The sequence below is a fragment of the Streptomyces sp. NPDC037013 genome, from assembly GCF_055607265.1.
Genome location: NZ_JBVJRV010000007.1, coordinates 536,138 through 552,059, shown reverse-complemented (window position 1 = coordinate 552,059; position 15,922 = coordinate 536,138). Strand labels below are relative to the sequence as shown.

Below are 15,922 nucleotides of genomic sequence, written 5' to 3'. Positions count from 1 at the left end.
TCCTGGCCGGCTCCACGCGGTCCACGCTAAGCACTGCGGCGGGTCTTCGCTTCTCCGTTCCTGACCGGCCGGGTGCGGAGTTTGGCGACGCAGGCAGGGACGGCGGCACCGTCGGCGTGGTCGCGGGCGCGGTAGGCGCTCGGGCTCTCGCCGACCAGCTCGGTGAAGCGGGAGCTGAACGAACCCAGCGACGTACAGCCCACCTCGAAGCAGACCTCGGTGACGCTGAGGTCGCCGCGGCGCAGCAGCGCCTTGGCGCGCTCGATCCTGCGGGTCATGAGGTAGCTGTACGGGGTCTCTCCGTAGGCGGCGCGGAAGCTGCGCGAGAAGTGCCCCGCCGACATGAGGGCGCCGCGCGCCAGCGCGGGGACGTCGAGCGGCTGCGCGTAGTCGCGGTCCATCCGGTCCCGGGCCTGGCGCAGCCGGACGAGGTCGGAGAGAGACACGTGGGACACATGGACCACGTTACCGATGCGGGCGGCGCGGCGCCTGCGCTCCGGGGACCGCCCCCGCTCCCGCCCCCCGCCCGGTTCAGGCGCCGACGTACTTCGCCAGATGCTCCCCGGTGAGGGTGGAGCGGGCGGCGACGAGGTCGGTGGGCGTGCCCTCGAAGACGACGGTGCCGCCGTCGTGGCCCGCGCCGGGTCCGAGGTCGATGATCCAGTCGGCGTGGGCCATGACAGCCTGGTGGTGCTCGACGACGATGACCGACTTGCCGGCGTCGACGAGCCGGTCGAGCAGGCCGAGGAGCTGCTCGACGTCGGCGAGGTGGAGGCCGGTGGTCGGCTCGTCGAGTACGTAGACGCCGCCCTTGTCGCCCATGTGGGTGGCCAGCTTGAGACGCTGCCGCTCGCCCCCGGAGAGGGTGGTGAGCGGCTGCCCCAGGCTGAGGTAGCCGAGCCCGACGTCCGAGAGGCGCCGCAGGATCTTGTGGGCCGCGGGCGTGTGTGCCTCGCCGCCGCCGAAGAACTCCTCGGCCTCGTCCACCGGCATCGCGAGGACCTCGCTGATGTCACGGCCGCCGAGCCGGTACTCCAGGACCGAGGCCTGGAAACGCCGACCCTCGCACTCCTCGCAGGGGGTGGCGACGCCCGCCATCATCGCCAGGTCGGTGTAGATGACGCCGGCGCCGTTGCAGGTGGGGCACGCGCCCTCGGAGTTGGCGCTGAACAGGGCCGGCTTCACGCCGTTGGCCTTGGCGAACGCCTTGCGGACCGGGTCGAGCAGGCCGGTGTAGGTCGCGGGGTTGCTGCGCCGTGAGCCGCGGATCGGGCTCTGGTCGACGGTCACCACGTCCGCGCCCGCGGGCATCGACCGGTGCACGAGCGAACTCTTGCCGGACCCGGCGACGCCGGTGACGACGGTGAGCACGCCGAGAGGGATGTCGACGTCGACGTCGCGGAGGTTGTGCGCGTTCGCGCCGCGGATCTCCAGCGCCCCGGTGGGTTTCCGCACGGTCTTCTTCAGGGCGGACCGGTCGTCGAAGTGGCGTCCCGTGACGGTGCCGGAGGCCCGCAGCCCCTCGACGGTGCCCTCGAAACAGACGGTGCCGCCCGCCGTTCCGGCGCCGGGGCCGAGGTCGACGACGTGGTCACCGATGGAGATCGTCTCCGGCTTGTGCTCCACGACGAGCACGGTGTTTCCCTTGTCCCGCAGGCGCAGCAGCAGGTCGTTCATCCGCTGGATGTCGTGGGGGTGCAGGCCGATGGTGGGCTCGTCGAAGACGTACGTGACGTCGGTGAGCGACGAACCGAGGTGGCGGACCATCTTGACGCGCTGCGCCTCGCCGCCGGAGAGCGTGCCCGCGGGGCGGTCCAGCGCGAGGTAGCCGAGCCCGATCTCGACGAACGAGTCGAGGGTCTGCCGCAACGCGGCGAGCAGCGGCGCCACGCCCTCGTACGCCTTGGCGGGCGAGGAACCCCCGCCCAGCGCGCGGAGCCACGCGGCCAGGTCCCGGATCTCCATGGCGCACAGGTCGGCGATGCTCTTGCCCTTGATCTTCGAGGAGCGGGCGCCCTCGCTGAGCCGGGTGCCGTCGCACTCGGGGCAGGTGGTGAAGGTGACCGCGCGCTCCACGAAGGCCCGGATGTGCGGCTGCATCGCCTCCTTGTCCTTGGCCAGGAACGACTTCTGGATCTTGGGGATCAGCCCTTCGTACGTGAGGTTGACCCCGTTGACCTTCACCTTGACCGGCTCGCCGTACAGGAAGGCCTGCAGTTCCTTCTTCGTGTACGCGCGGATCGGCTTGTCCGGGTCGACGAAGCCGGACTGGGCGTAGACCTGCACGGTCCACTGGCTGTCCGACTTCCAGCCGGGGATGGTGAAGGCGCCCTCGGCGAGCGACTTGGAGTCGTCGTACAGCTGCTTGAGGTCGATGTCGGAGATGGTGCCGCGGCCCTCGCAGCGGGTGCACATGCCGCCGGTGCGCCGGAAGGTCGCCTTCTGCGCCTTGGTCTTGTTGCCGCGCTCGACGGTGATGGCGCCGCTCGCCCGCACCGACGCGGTGTTGAAGGAGTACGCGCTGGGCGGGCCGATGTGCGGCTCCGCGAGCCGGCTGAAGAGGATGCGCAGCATCGCGTGGGCGTCGGTGGCGGTGCCGACGGTGGAGCGGGGGTCGCCACCCATCCGCTGCTGGCCGACGGTGATCGCGGTGGTGAGCCCGTCGAGCACGTCGACCTCGGGCCGCGCCTGCGTGGGCATGAAGCCCTGCACGAACGAGCTGTACGTCTCGTTGATCAGCCGCTGCGACTCGGCGGCGATCGTGTCGAACACGAGCGAGCTCTTGCCCGAGCCGGAGACGCCGGTGAACACGGTCAGCCGGCGCTTCGGGATCTCGATGCTGACGTCCCTGAGGTTGTTCTCACGGGCACCGTGCACCCGGATCAGATCGTGACTGTCGGCGAGGTGCGGCCCCGAATTCAGCGCGTCCGAGTCTTCAGGCTGGGTCTTCTTGGCCTTGCTCATCATGGTCTCCGTCTGTCGGGCCTCGGACCGGCCGGCGGGCCACCTCGGCCGCCTGCACGTCGGGGTCCGGCACGCGGGGCGTGCGGGAGGGAGTCGGGGTGAAGGGCGACTGCGGGTGTCACGGTAGCGGCGCCCCGACACGAACGCTTCTCGATTACTGATCGATTACTGACCGGTCGCCGACGGAACCCGAAGGTCCCCGACGGCTCGGCCGCCGGGGGCCGGTCGTTTCGGCCTTTCGCGCGTTCGTCAGGAGCCGGGTTTCGGGTCGAAGAATTCGCGCTTGTCCTCGACGCCCTTCCATTTGTCGGCGTCCGGGAGTGCTGAGCGCGTCTCGCTGATGCCGGGCCACTTCTTGGCGTAGGTGGCGTTGAGCTCGAGGTAGTCGGCCCACTTCTCGGGCACTTCGGATTCCTCTTGGATGGCGCTGTTCGGGCACTCCGGCTCGCACGCGCCGCAGTCGATGCACTCCTCCGGGTGGATGACGAGCATGTTCGCGCCCAGGCGGAAGGCGTCGACCGGGCAGACAGCCACGCAGTCGGTGTAACAGCTCGACGTCCCGGAGGCTCCTGGGGGTGAAGTCGGCTCCGTAACCCGAGCTGTTGAGGGCGTCGGCGATCCACTGGGCGCTGGTGTGGATGTCATCGAGGAGGGAGGTCATGACCGGGTCACCTGATCTCTGCGCTGCCGCAGACGAAGGGACAGAAGAACAGCGGGCAAGAGTGGTGTGGCGCACTTTTGCAAGCGGGCGCTTGCAAAAGTTAGCAAGGGTGCCGCACCATCGACGCATGGCATCACTCAACGTCGGCAATCTCGGCGAGTACCTGCGCGAGCAGCGGCGCACCGCGCAGCTGTCGCTGCGGCAGCTCGCCGACGCCGCCGGGGTGTCCAATCCGTATCTGAGCCAGATCGAGCGCGGCCTGCGCAAGCCGAGCGCCGAGGTCCTGCAGCAGGTCGCCAAGGCCCTGCGGATCTCCGCGGAGACGCTGTACGTACGGGCCGGGATCCTCGACGAGAAGGAGCGGGACGAGCTGGAGACGCGCGCCGTCATCCTCGCCGACCCCTCCATCAACGAGCGCCAGAAGCAGGTGCTGCTCCAGATCTACGAGTCGTTCCGCAAGGAGAACGGCTTCGAGACCTCGTCGTACGCGGACGACGCTTCGCCGTACGCCGATCAGGACACCGCCGATGAAGGCACGCCCGAGTCCGACGGCACGTGATGCCCGACCGAAGCACCACCCTCAAGTGACAAGCTGACGCGAATCCGGGAGGACCATCGTCATGGCCATCACCGATGACCTGCGCAAGACCCTCAGCAACCCCACGCCCGCGTACTTCGTCGCCGGATCCGCGGACATCGTGCTCCAGCGGGCGAAGCAGGTGCCCGGTCTCGTCGAGCAGCTGATCGCCGAGGCGCCGGCCCGTTTCGACGCGGTGCGCAACACCGACCCCAAGGCCGTGCAGGACAAGGCCGCCGCCCGCGCCAAGGAGGCGCAGGAGACCCTCCAGGCCAAGGTCACCGAGGTGATCGGCTCGCTCGACACCGACCTGAAGAAGCTCGGTGAGACCGCCCAGGACCTCGCGCTGCGCGGTGTCGGCGTCGCCGCCGAGCTCGCCATCAAGGCCCGCGAGCGGTACGACGCGGTCGCCGAGCACGGCGAGCAGGCCGTGAAGTCCTGGCGCGGCGAGGCCGCCGAGGAGATCCTCGACCTGGCCGAGACCGTCGAGCCCGACGCCGAGCCGGCCACCGGCGAGGACCGGGCCGCCAAGGAGCCCGCCCTCGTCAAGGAGCCCGCCCCCGTCAAGGTCGTCCAGCAGCCCGCCCCGGTCGCCGAGCCCAGGACCGCGGCGGCCCCCCGGGCGAAGACCACGGCAGCGCCGGCGAAGAAGCCCGTCGCGAAGAAGACCGCGGCCCGCAAGGCGCCGGCGAAGAACACCACGCCGCCCGCCGCCGAGTGATCCGGCGGGGCGGCGGTTGAGGGTCCCGGACCCGTCCAGACCCGTCCGGCCCCACCTCCACCCCTTTCGGACACTGTCGTGAGTACGGGGCGGGCACTCCCGAGGTGCCCGCCCCGTTGACGGGGTAGCGGGTACCGTGGCCGCGTACTGATGAGCCGAGACTGGTGGTGGACGTTGTGCTGATGCAAGGGTTCGCGAACTTCATGTGGCTGCTGTCGCTGGCCCTGATCGTCTTCAGCGGATTCGCGCTCATCGACGCCGCCGTCCGGCGCGAGGACGCCTATCGCGCGGCGGACAAGAAGACCAAGCCGTTCTGGCTGATCATCCTCGGGCTCGCCTTCGTGGTGAACCTGATCTTCAACATCCTGTCGTTCCTGCCGATCATCGGCCTCGTCGCCACCATCGTGTACATGGTCGACGTGCGCCCCGCGATCCAGCAGATCACCGGCGGCGGCCGCGGTGGCCGCCGGGGCGGCTCCAGCAGCGACGGCCCGTACGGCCCGTACAACGGCGGCCGCTAGACGTCGTCCGTCAGCGATCGTGCGCGACGGCGGCCCACAGACGTCGGCCGCGACGGCGGCTAGCGGCCGCCCGGTGTCCGGTCCAGGAGCAGTACCGCCACGTCGTCCGTCAGGTCCCCGCCGTTGAGGGCGCGGACCTCGTTCACGGCGGCCTCCAGGAGTTCGTCGCCCCGCAGCCCCGAGTCGATCTGGCGGCGGACCATCTCCACCATGCCGTCCTGGCCCAGGCGCTGGTTGCCCTGGCCGATGCGGCCCTCGATCAGACCGTCCGTGTACAGCATCAGGCTCCACGCGCCGCCCAGCTCCACCTGGCGGCGCGGCCAGCGGGCGCGCGGCAGCAGTCCGAGGGCGGGGCCGCCGTCCTCGTACGGAAGCAGCTCGGCGAGGCGGCCCTCGCGCGCGATCAGCGGCGACGGGTGCCCGGCGAGGCAGAGCCCGGCCCGGCGGCCGTCCGGGGCGATGTCGACCGTGCAGAGCGTCGCGAAGATCTCGTCGTCCGCGCGCTCGTGTTCCAGGACCTTCTGCAGCGTGGACAGCAGATCGTCGCCGCACAGGCCCGCGAAGGTCAGCGCGCGCCAGGCGATGCGCAGCTCCACGCCGAGCGCGGCCTCGTCGGGGCCGTGGCCGCAGACGTCGCCGATCATGACGTGCACCGAGCCGTCGGGGGTGCGAACGGTGTCGTAGAAGTCGCCGCCGAGCAGCGCGCGGGAGCGGCCGGGGCGGTAGCGGGCGGCGAACCGCAGCGGTGAGCCCTCCAGGAGCGGCGTGGGCAGCAGCCCGCGCTCCAGGCGGGCGTTCTCCTGGGCCCGCAGCCGCGACTCGGTCAGCTGGCGCTGGGCGACGTCGGCGCGCTTGCGCTCCACCGCGTACCGGATGGCGCGGCTCAGCAGCCGCCCGTCCAGCTCGTCCCGGAAGAGATAGTCCTGGGCGCCGACCCGTACGGCCTCGGCGCCGCGCTCGGAGTCGTCGTTGGCGGTGAGCGCGAGGACGGCGTGCCGGGGCGCGAGGCGCAGCACATGCCTGAGGGCGGCCAGCTCGTCCTCGTCGGACGCGTCGGTGCCGTCGACCTCCTCCGTCCCGTCGGCCCCGGCGGTCCCGTGGGCGGACGGGGTGGTCGGGCCCGTCAGCGCCAGGTCGAGCAGGATGCAGTGGACGTCGTCGGTGAGCAGCCGCTCGGCCTCGGTGAGGTTGCGGGCGGTGCGGACGCGGATGGGCTTGCCGGCGGAGTCGAGGAGTTCGGGAACGCTCAGCGAGCCCGCCGGGTCGTCCTCGATCACCAGGAGGGTGAGCGGGGCGCCGGCGGTGGTGGCCTTGGCGCCGGGGCGGCCGGGGCCGGGGTTGGGGCGGTGGCCGGGTGCCGCCTGGTCGTGGGCGGGGGTCACGGGGCTGTCGTGGGCGGGCGCCGCCGCGTCGTACGGGGGCGTCGGATGAGCCTGACCGCCTTCCGCGGCCGGGATCTCTCTCTGCCGCGGTATGGGTACGGGCATCGCTGGGTTCCTTCCCTCCCCCCGAGGGCATGGCGCCACGCAGGTCGACGCGGCACCGACGGGGACCATAGCGGTAGCCGCGCCTCCATTGGAATGCCGCGCGGCAAACGGCCACCGTCATATGCCGCATCCAGGAACGCACTTGGGCACGGCAGGCTCCCACCGGGGATGACGAACATCACGCCACGAGGGTTGATCCGGACCCCCCGGGGTGCGGTGGGTCACACGCGAGCCGCAGGGTGGAACGAGCACAAGCCCCCAAGCCCGCCCACCCCCGCTTCCCGGCCTCGCCCGCCGCCTACTTATCCGGCCGTACAACCCCAAGGATCTGCATCGACCCCGCCCCCGCGATCGTCACGTCCCGGCCCGGCCGGGGGGCGTGCACGATCGCGCCGTCGCCCAGGTACATCCCGACGTGGCTCGCGTCCGAGTGGTAGATGATCAGGTCGCCGGGGCGCATGTTCTCCACGGCGACGTGCGGCAGCTGCTTCCACTGCTCCTGCGAGGTCCGCGGAATGCCGCGCCCCGCGGATGCCCAGGCCTTCGAGGTGAGCCCCGAGCAGTCGTACGACTTCGGGCCCTCCGCGCCCCACACGTACGGCTTGCCGATCTGGGCGGTGGCGAACTCGATGGCCTTCTTGCCCTGGGGCGAGGCCTTGCCGCCGACGTCCTTCAGGACGCCCGAACTCACCCACGCCGACTGCTTCTTGAGGGCCGCCGCCTCCTCCAGCTTGCGCAGCCGCTCCCGCTCCTTCTTCTCCAGCGTCGACTCGAGCTTCTCGGCGGCCGCGATCTTCTTCTTGATCTTCTTCTTCGACGCGGCCTTCGCCTTGCGGTTGGCTTCCAGCCTCTTCCAGCGGGCGGTGGCGTCCTCGGCGTAGATCCGCAGGTCGTCCTGGGTTCTCTCCAGCTCGGTCAGCATGCCCTTGGTGGCCTTCTCGCCCTGGCGCATCCGTCCGGCGCCGTCCAGGAACTGGCCCGGGTCCTCGCTGAGCATCAGCCGCGCCTCGGCCGACAGGCCGCCGACGCGGTACTGCGCGCGGGCCGCGGCGCCCGCGCGGGCCTTCAGCTTCTTGAGCTTCGCCTGGCCCTTGGCGATGTCCTTGGCCAGCTTCACGATCTGCTCGGACTGCTTCTCGGCCTTCTCCTCCGCGGCGTTGTACGCGTCGGTGGCCACGCCCGCGTCGTGGTAGAGGTCGTCGATCTCCTTGCGGACCTGCTCCAGGGACTTGTCCGTACGGGGAGCCGGGTCGGCGGGCGGACGCGCCGGACTCGCGGGGGCGCTCGGCGGACTCGCGAAGGCCGTCCCCGGTGCGGCCAGCACCGTCGCCGCGCAGATCAGCGCCACGGCCGTCGCCGTCGAGCATCGCTTCCCAGTCACGCTCCGCCACCCCCAAAGCTGATTTACCGTCAGTAACTTTCGGTCGCCACCGGGATGGTGCCATGCCGGCGCCCGATACGACAGAGCCCGGCAGCCACTTGAATCCCCCCGCCTGCCTCCTGTGACGAACGACACTCGGAGATCGTTCCACCCAGGTCACGGGCGCGCGTCGACCGCGGGGCGGGCGGGTGAACGCCGGGTGCGCCCCGTCAAGGGTCGACCCTCGCCCAACCAGCTTGGCAAGCAGGGGAGTTGGCGCCGGACGCGGCCCCTGGACCCGCGGGCGGCGGGACCGAAATGGAGTACCACCTTCGGCGTATGGCGTGGCGTCAGACCCGGCGCGGGGCCAACGCCTCCCACCGCACCGTCACTTCCCCCTGCCGCCACCGCGCCACGCCGTCGAGCACCGGCCAGTCGGCGGTCAGGTCCCGGACCGCCCTGATCCACCGCTGCCGTGCCCCGTACGAGGCGTACGGCGCCGCGGCCGCCCACGCCCGGTCGAAGTCCCGCAGGAACGCGTGGACCGGCTCGCCCGGCACGTTCCGGTGGATCAGCGCCTTCGGCAGCCGCTCGGCGAGGTCGGACGGCCGCTCCAGGGAGCCGAGCCGCGCCGCGAACGTCACCGTGCGCGGCCCCTCGGGCCCGAGCGCCACCCACACGTGCCGCCGCCCGATCTCGTCGCAGGTGCCCTCGACGAGCAGCCCGCCGGGGGAGAGGCGGCCGCACAGCCGCTCCCACACGCCGGCGACCTGGTCCTCGTCGTACTGGCGCAGGACGTTCGCGGCCCGGATCAGGTCCGGGCCCCGCCCGCGCGCGGGGCCGTCGCCGGGCAGCGGCACCTCGAAGCCGCCGTGCCTGAAGGAGAGCCCCTCGCGCTCGTACGGGGCGGCGGCCGCGACCCGCGCCGGATCGATCTCGATGCCGACCACGCGCACGCGTGGCGCGACGGTACGCAGCCTGAGCAGCAGCTCGACCGCGGTCCAGGGGGAGGCGCCGTAGCCGAGGTCGACGGCGACCGGGTCCGCGGCGCGGCGCAGTGCGGCGCCGTGGGCGGCGGCGATCCAGCGGTCCATGCGGCGCAGCCGGTTCGGGTTCGTGGTCCCGCGCGTCACCGTTCCCACGGGGCGGGAAGAGGAGCGTGGGGCCATGGGAGAAGGGTATGCGGGAACGACGGTGGAGAAGCTCCGCGTAACGCTTTGGCAAAGACGTGCCAGGCGGAAATGGAGCGGCGACGTCCGGTGTTCTCCCTCTGGAGGACCGTACGCCCTCCGTGTAGTCATGCCCGTACGCAAGGAGGACCGCCACGTGAGCCAGTACGTGTCCAGGCTCGGGCGTCGCTCCCCGGCGGCACCCTCCCGGCTCCGCATGCCCGGCTCCCAGCGCCGGCCGCGCCGCGTGGCCATGCTCAGCGTGCACACCTCGCCGCTGCACCAGCCCGGCACGGGCGACGCGGGCGGCATGAACGTCTACATCGTCGAACTCGCCAAGCGCCTCGCCGCCATCAACGTCGAGGTCGAGATCTTCACGCGCGCCACCGCCGGCGGACTGCCGCCCGCCGTCGAGCTGGCGCCCGGCGTCCTCGTGCGGCACGTCGACGCGGGCCCCTACGAAGGGCTCGCCAAGGAAGAGCTGCCGGCCCAGCTCTGCGCCTTCACCCACGGTGTGATGCAGGCCTGGGCAGGCCACCGCCCCGGCTACTACGACCTGGTCCACTCCCACTACTGGCTCTCGGGCCACGTCGGCTGGCTCGCCGCCGAACGCTGGGGCGCCCCGCTCGTCCACGCCATGCACACCATGGCGAAGGTCAAGAACGCGGCGCTCGCCGAGGGCGACACCCCCGAACCGGCCGCCCGCGTCATCGGCGAGACCCAGATCGTGCGCGCCGCCGACCGCCTCATCGCCAACACCGCCGAAGAGGCCGACGAACTCGTACGCCACTACGAGGCCGACCCAGGCAAGGTCGCCGTCGTCCACCCCGGCGTGAACCTCGAACGCTTCCGCCCCGCCGACGGGCGCGCCGCGGCCCGGCACCGCCTCGGCCTGCCGCAGAACGCCCTCGTACCGCTCTTCGCGGGCCGCATCCAGCCTCTGAAGGCCCCCGACCTGCTGCTGCGCGCGGTCGCCGTCCTGCTGGCCGAGCGTCCCTCGCTGCGCTCGAACATCGTCGTCCCCATAGTCGGCGGCCCGAGCGGCAGCGGCCTCGCGAAGCCGGAAGGGCTGCAGAAGCTGGCCGCGCGGCTGGGCATCGCCGACGTGGTCCGCTTCCAGCCGCCGGTCGGGCAGGAGCAGCTGGCCGACTGGTTCCGGGCGGCGTCGGTCCTGGTGATGCCCTCCTACAGCGAGTCCTTCGGTCTCGTCGCCATCGAGGCGCAGGCCGCCGGGACGCCGGTCCTCGCCGCGTCGGTGGGCGGCCTGCCCGTCGCCGTCCGCGACGAGGTGACGGGCTTCCTCGTCCACGGCCACGAACCGGCCCACTACGCGCGCGTGCTGCGTGATTTCGCCGACCACCCCCACCTCGTGGACCGCATGGGGGAGGCGGCGGCCCGGCACGCGGAGTCCTTCGGCTGGGACACGGCGGCCTCCGCCACGGCGGACGTCTACACCGCCGCGATGCACGACTTCCGCACCGCGCACCGTCACGTACGCTCGCACCATGGCTGAGCAGGCAGACCCCGCGACGATCATCGAGCGGACGCTCGACGAGGCCGAGCTGGAGTGGGAGGCACCCGAACCCGGTTCGTACGTGGTGAAGCTGCCGGGCACGAGGAAGCTCTCGACCACGCTCTCGATGCGGGTCGGCAAGCACTCCCTCTCCCTGAACGCCTTCGTGATCCGCCACCCCGACGAGAACCACGAGGCGGTCCACCGCTGGCTCCTGGAGCGGAACCTCCGCCTGTACGGGATCAGTTACGCGATCGACTCCCTCGGCGACATCTACCTCGCCGGCAAGCTGCCGCTCGCCGCGGTCACGCCGGCGGAACTGGACCGGCTCCTCGGCTCGGTCCTCTCCGCCTCGGACGACTCCTTCAACACGCTCCTCGAACTGGGTTTCGCCTCGGCGATCCGCAAGGAGTACGAGTGGCGGGTCTCCCGGGGGGAGTCGACGCGGAATCTGGACGCGTTCACGCATCTGACTCAGCCGAAGGGCTGAGCGGCCCGCCGCCGAGTACCTCTTGAGGCGCCACCTCGCCTTGCCTTCTTACGTGGTTACGTGAGGCCCTCTTCCGCGGGGCGCTGCGCCATGGCATGCTCCGGTCACACGACGCCCACATGAACTTCATTCACGTACATGTACGCGGAAGGCGGCCGCACCGTGACGCAAGCGCACCCCACCAGACGAGGCCTGCTCGGCGGCGCGACAGCCGTGGCGGCCGCAGCCGTGACCGGCACCGCGGTCGGCCACGCCCAGGCGGCGGCCGCCCCGCCCGCCCACGCCCAAACCCCCGCTCTCTGGCGCGAGTTCACCGCGGCCCCCTACACCCACCCCCAGATCCCCTACATCGGCCGAGCCGGCGCCCGTAGGGGACGGAGACCCTCCCAGGGCCAAGGGACCCACGGGCCCCACCGCCGCATCGACGTCCCCCCGAACGGCACGTCCGACGCGGCCCCCGCGATCAACCGCGCCCTCGCCGAGGCAGGCAGGGCGGGCGGCGGCACCGTAGTGCTGCGCCCGGGCACCTACCGCATCGACGACCTCATCCGCATAGGGCACGACAACGTCACCCTGCGCGGCGCGGGCAGCGCCCGCACCACCCTCCTCGCCACGAAGAACCTCACCGAGCTGATCGGCCCCTACGGCTCGCGCTACGGCGGCGACAAGTCCAGCTGGTCCTGGGCGGGCGGCCTCATCTGGCTCTGCCCCGAGGCCCGTTGGGAGTCACTCACCACCGCCATCAGGGCCAGGGACTGGCCCTTCGAGGGCTGGACCGGCAACAAACGGGACGAGTGGCAGACCCTCACCACCGTCCGCCCCGCCCACCGCGGCTCCTGGTCGGTGGCCGTCACCGACGCCTCCCGCCTCCGCAAGGGCGACCTCGTCCTCCTCCGCCTCGCCGACGACCCCGACCACACGCTCCTGGAGCACATGGCGGGCGACGGCGCGGGCACGCGCGCGTACCGCTGGGACGACAAGACGAAGCTCATCTCGTACGTCCCCTACGAGTGGCCCGTACGGATCGCGGCCCTCGACCACGCCAAGCGCAGGGTCACCTTCGAACGGCCGCTGCCCCTCGACGTACGCCCCGAGTGGGACCCCCGCCTCACCACGCACGTCACCGCCCTGACCGGATCCGGCGTGGAGGGCCTCACCCTGGAGGCCGTCGAGACGCCGCAGTCCCCGCATCTGCTCGACAAGGGCCACAACGGCGTCACGTTCCAGTGCGCGTACGACTGCTGGGCCGAGGACGTCGTCGTACGCCACGTGGACAACGGCTTCGGGCTCGTCGCCGCCTCCGCCTGCACCCTGCGCCACACGCGCGTGGCGGGCCGCGGCTCGCACCACCCGTACTTCTGCCGCGAAGGCTCGCACGACAACCTCATCGAGGACTTCAGGATCGACGCCCGTACGACGCCGGCCCCGGCCGCCACCCAACTGCACGGCATCAACGTGGAGGGCCTCTCCTCCCACAACGTCTGGTCGCGCGGCCACATGGAGATGGGCACGTTCGACAGCCACCGCGGGATGCCCTTCGCGAACGTCCGTACGGACATCACCGTCGAGAACAACGGCCGGCACGGCGGCGACGCGAGCGCGGGCCCCCTCTTCGGCGCCCGCTTCACCCACTGGAACATCCGCGTCACCAACGAGCGCGCGGGCCTGATGAAGATCGACGGACTCGCGCCGCACAGCGCGACGGTCGGCCTCAACACCGTCCGCGAGTTCGACCAGACCGACGTCCCCGACTTCACCGGCGACCTGCACGCGCGCCTGGAGCTGTACGGCACTACGGGCGTGGTGCGCCCACGGAATCTGCACGAGGCGCAACGGGCGCTGCGCCCGTGACGTCCCCACCGGGGCCGCCGTCCACGACGGTCACCACGGACTCCACGGCCACGACATGCTCCACGGCGTCAGCGACGACCACCTCCGCAACCGCTTCCGCTTCCTCTTCCTCCGGAAGCGCTCGCATCAACCCCCAGTACCCGAGCCCCGCGGCCGATCCCAGCACCGCGCAGGCGCCCCACAGCCACTCCGCCCCGAACCGGTCGATGATGAGGCCGGACATGAGCGGGGCGACCAGTGCGGCCACGGACCAGGACATCGTGTACATGCCCTGGTAGCGCCCGCGCCCGTGGACGGGGGAGAGCCGTACGACCAGGCCCGTCTGGGTCGGCGCGTTGATGATCTCGGCGAGGGTCCACACGCAGACCGTCACCGCGAAGACCCCGACCGACCCGGCGAACGCGGTGAGCCCGAAGCCGTACCCGGCGAGGACGGAGGAGATCACCAACAGCCGCCGCGCGTCCCGGTGTTCGATGAACCGCGTGACGGGGATCTGCAGGGCGACGATCAGCACGCCGTTGACGGCGATCACGACGCCGTAGTCGGCGGGCGTGAATCCGGCCTCGCCCATGGCGACCGGCAGCCCCACCGACCCCTGCTGGAAGATCAGCGCGACGAGGAAGGAGAGCCCCACGACGCCCATGAACCGCCCGTCCCGCAGCACGGTCCCGAGGCCGACCGCCGGCTCCGACTCCTTCTCCAGGGCCGTGCGCACCGGCCGCGACTCCGGCAGCTTCGCGAAGACGACGACCGCGCAGACCAGCGTCATGGCGGCCTCGATGAGGAAGCCGGCCCGGTAGCTGTAGGAGGCGATGAACCCCGCGCCGGTCGAGGAGATGGCGAAGCCGAGGTTGATGGCCCAGTAGTTGAGGGAGAAGGCCCGCACCCGGTCCTCGGGCCGCACGATGTCGGCCATCATCGCCTGCACGGCGGGGCGGGAGGCGTTGCTCGCCATGCCCACGAGGAAGGCGACACCGGCGATGGCGACGGGGTGCTCCATGAAGCCGAGCACCGCCACCGACACGGCCGTCGAGGTCTGCGCGATCAGCAGCGTGGGCCGCCGCCCGAGCCGGTCGGTCATCACGCCCGCGCCGAGCGAGGAGACGACGCCGCCGAGGCCGTGCAGAGCGGCGACGAGCCCCGCGTACGAGGCCGAGTAGCCGCGCTCCAGGGTGAGGTAGAGGGCCATGAAGGTGGCGACGAAGGCCCCGAGCCGGTTGACCAGCGTGCTCGTCCACAGCCACCAGAAGGCGCGTGGAAGACCCGAGACGCTCTCGCTTACGGCGCGTCTCACGGCGGTGAACGGCATGAAGATCCCCCGAAGTGTGTAAGTGGCTGTGTAAGTGGCTCACTGGGCACTCGCACGTTACGAGCCCGGAGTCCGGGACCGCCACTCATTTGACGAGAGCCGTCAACTGTCGCGGCCCACTCTCATCTCCACTGTCTCCCGCGCCCGCGCGCGAGGGTCCCCGCGGTTGGATTACGCTCAGGAGCATGGCCGACGCACCGTACAAGCTGATCCTCCTCCGCCACGGCGAGAGCGAATGGAACGAGAAGAACCTGTTCACCGGCTGGGTGGACGTCAACCTCAACGAGAAGGGCGAGAAGGAGGCGGTCCGCGGCGGTGAGCTGCTGAAGGACGCCGGCCTGCTCCCCGACGTGGTCCACACGTCGCTCCAGAAGCGCGCCATCCGCACCGCGCAGCTGGCCCTCGAGTCCGCCGACCGCCACTGGATCCCGGTCCACCGCAGCTGGCGCCTGAACGAGCGCCACTACGGCGCGCTGCAGGGCAAGGACAAGGCGCAGACCCTGGCCGAGTTCGGCGAGGAGCAGTTCATGCTCTGGCGCCGCTCGTACGACACCCCGCCGCCGCCGCTGGACCGCGACGCCGAGTACTCCCAGTTCGAGGACCCGCGCTACGCCACGCTCCCCCCGGAGCTGCGCCCGCAGACGGAGTGCCTCAAGGACGTCGTCGTCCGCATGCTCCCGTACTGGTTCGACTGCATCGTCCCCGACCTTCTGACCGGCAGGACGGTCCTGGTCGCGGCCCACGGCAACAGCCTCCGCGCCCTGGTCAAGCACCTGGACGGCATCTCCGACGCGGACATCGCGGGCCTGAACATCCCCACGGGCATCCCGCTCTCGTACGAACTGGACACGGACTTCAAGCCCCTCAACCCGGGCGGCACCTACCTCGACCCGGAAGCCGCGAAGGCAGCGATCGAGGCAGTAAAGAACCAGGGCAAGAAGAAGTAAGAGCCCACAAAGAAGCCCCCTACCTGCGGATTGTCCGCTGGTAGGGGGCTTCTTGTTGCCTTTGGGCCGTCTATGGGCCGTCAGGTGTGACCGCACCAGCGGCGGATGCGGACGTCGAAGATGATCAGGAGCGCCACAGGGGCGGTCGCTTCGGGCGGCGCGTCAGCCCAGAGCGCGAGTGCGCCCCCAGCCAGGCCGATAAGCGCGATCGGTAAGTCGCGTGGACATATGTCGACGGTGACACCTCTGCGTGGGAGCATGTGGACTCCATGTGTGGTCGGTTCCTGTCGAGGGGTTCCGAGCGTGGAGATGGAAACGAATGCCGCCCCTAGCCCCGGCGGCATTCGCGTGT

14 protein-coding genes are annotated in these 15,922 nt (G+C 71.2%); 7 read left to right on the top strand and 7 right to left on the bottom strand.

What is annotated here, in order from left to right:
- Positions 1-26: 26 nt before the first annotated feature.
- The 3 genes from ACZ7DY_RS27910 to ACZ7DY_RS27900 all read right to left on the bottom strand — a co-directional run bounded on the left by ACZ7DY_RS27910 (position 27) and on the right by ACZ7DY_RS27900 (position 3,498).
- Entirely contained in the window at positions 27-446 is a 420-nt protein-coding gene (locus tag ACZ7DY_RS27910) for a helix-turn-helix transcriptional regulator (RefSeq protein ID WP_471139934.1), read from the bottom strand.
- 85 nt (positions 447-531) lie between these two features.
- Positions 532-2,964, bottom strand: coding sequence for an ATP-binding cassette domain-containing protein (locus tag ACZ7DY_RS27905; RefSeq protein ID WP_471139672.1), 2,433 nt, complete (start codon positions 2,962-2,964; stop codon positions 532-534).
- Positions 2,965-3,213: 249 nt separating this feature from the next.
- Complete coding sequence (locus ACZ7DY_RS27900) at positions 3,214-3,498, bottom strand: ferredoxin family protein (protein WP_471139670.1); 285 nt, start codon at positions 3,496-3,498, stop codon at positions 3,214-3,216.
- A 254-nt stretch (positions 3,499-3,752) separates the two neighbouring features.
- Between ACZ7DY_RS27900 and ACZ7DY_RS27895 the strand changes: the two genes are divergently transcribed.
- The 3 genes from ACZ7DY_RS27895 (at position 3,753) to ACZ7DY_RS27885 (ending at position 5,444) form a co-directional block, all read left to right on the top strand.
- On the top strand, positions 3,753-4,184 hold the full coding sequence (locus ACZ7DY_RS27895) for a helix-turn-helix domain-containing protein (protein WP_471139667.1): 432 nt from the start codon (positions 3,753-3,755) through the stop codon (positions 4,182-4,184).
- A 61-nt stretch (positions 4,185-4,245) separates the two neighbouring features.
- On the top strand, positions 4,246-4,923 hold the full coding sequence (locus ACZ7DY_RS27890; protein ID WP_471139665.1) for a hypothetical protein: 678 nt from the start codon (positions 4,246-4,248) through the stop codon (positions 4,921-4,923).
- Between the two features lie 182 nt (positions 4,924-5,105).
- Positions 5,106-5,444, top strand: coding sequence for a DUF2516 family protein (locus tag ACZ7DY_RS27885; RefSeq protein WP_384261218.1), 339 nt, complete (start codon positions 5,106-5,108; stop codon positions 5,442-5,444).
- A gap of 59 nt (positions 5,445-5,503) precedes the next feature.
- Here the strand turns inward: ACZ7DY_RS27885 and ACZ7DY_RS27880 are convergent, their stop codons facing one another.
- The 3 genes from ACZ7DY_RS27880 to ACZ7DY_RS27870 form a co-directional block, all read right to left on the bottom strand.
- Complete coding sequence (locus tag ACZ7DY_RS27880; RefSeq protein ID WP_471139662.1) at positions 5,504-6,931, bottom strand: PP2C family protein-serine/threonine phosphatase; 1,428 nt, start codon at positions 6,929-6,931, stop codon at positions 5,504-5,506.
- Positions 6,932-7,229: 298 nt separating this feature from the next.
- A complete protein-coding gene (locus ACZ7DY_RS27875) occupies positions 7,230-8,312 on the bottom strand; it encodes a C40 family peptidase (protein ID WP_471139659.1) in 1,083 nt (360 codons plus the stop codon).
- A 329-nt stretch (positions 8,313-8,641) separates the two neighbouring features.
- Positions 8,642-9,460: a methyltransferase domain-containing protein gene (locus tag ACZ7DY_RS27870; RefSeq protein WP_471139656.1), complete on the bottom strand. Its 819-nt coding sequence runs from the start codon at positions 9,458-9,460 to the stop codon at positions 8,642-8,644.
- Between the two features lie 157 nt (positions 9,461-9,617).
- On the opposite strand from ACZ7DY_RS27870, the gene mshA reads away from it, so the two are divergent.
- From mshA to ACZ7DY_RS27855, 3 genes are all read left to right on the top strand, one after another.
- Positions 9,618-10,973 carry a D-inositol-3-phosphate glycosyltransferase gene (gene mshA / locus ACZ7DY_RS27865; RefSeq protein WP_471139654.1) on the top strand — a complete coding sequence of 452 codons (1,356 nt, stop codon included), beginning with the start codon at positions 9,618-9,620 and terminating at the stop codon, positions 10,971-10,973.
- Positions 10,966-11,463, top strand: a complete 498-nt coding sequence (locus ACZ7DY_RS27860; protein WP_471139652.1) for a type III secretion system chaperone family protein — start codon at positions 10,966-10,968, stop codon at positions 11,461-11,463. Before mshA ends, ACZ7DY_RS27860 begins: the two co-directional genes overlap by 8 nt.
- Before the next feature lie 138 nt (positions 11,464-11,601).
- Positions 11,602-13,314, top strand: coding sequence for a glycosyl hydrolase family 28-related protein (locus ACZ7DY_RS27855; protein ID WP_471139649.1), 1,713 nt, complete (start codon positions 11,602-11,604; stop codon positions 13,312-13,314).
- On the opposite strand, the gene ACZ7DY_RS27850 is transcribed toward ACZ7DY_RS27855, so the two are convergent.
- Positions 13,256-14,623 (bottom strand): MDR family MFS transporter, encoded by a 1,368-nt coding sequence (locus ACZ7DY_RS27850; protein WP_471139647.1) that lies wholly within the window; start codon positions 14,621-14,623, stop codon positions 13,256-13,258. The genes ACZ7DY_RS27855 and ACZ7DY_RS27850 overlap by 59 nt on opposite strands.
- Positions 14,624-14,808: 185 nt before the next feature.
- On the opposite strand from ACZ7DY_RS27850, the gene ACZ7DY_RS27845 reads away from it, so the two are divergent.
- Positions 14,809-15,570, top strand: a complete 762-nt coding sequence (locus tag ACZ7DY_RS27845) for a phosphoglyceromutase (protein WP_471139644.1) — start codon at positions 14,809-14,811, stop codon at positions 15,568-15,570.
- Positions 15,571-15,922 lie beyond the last annotated feature (352 nt).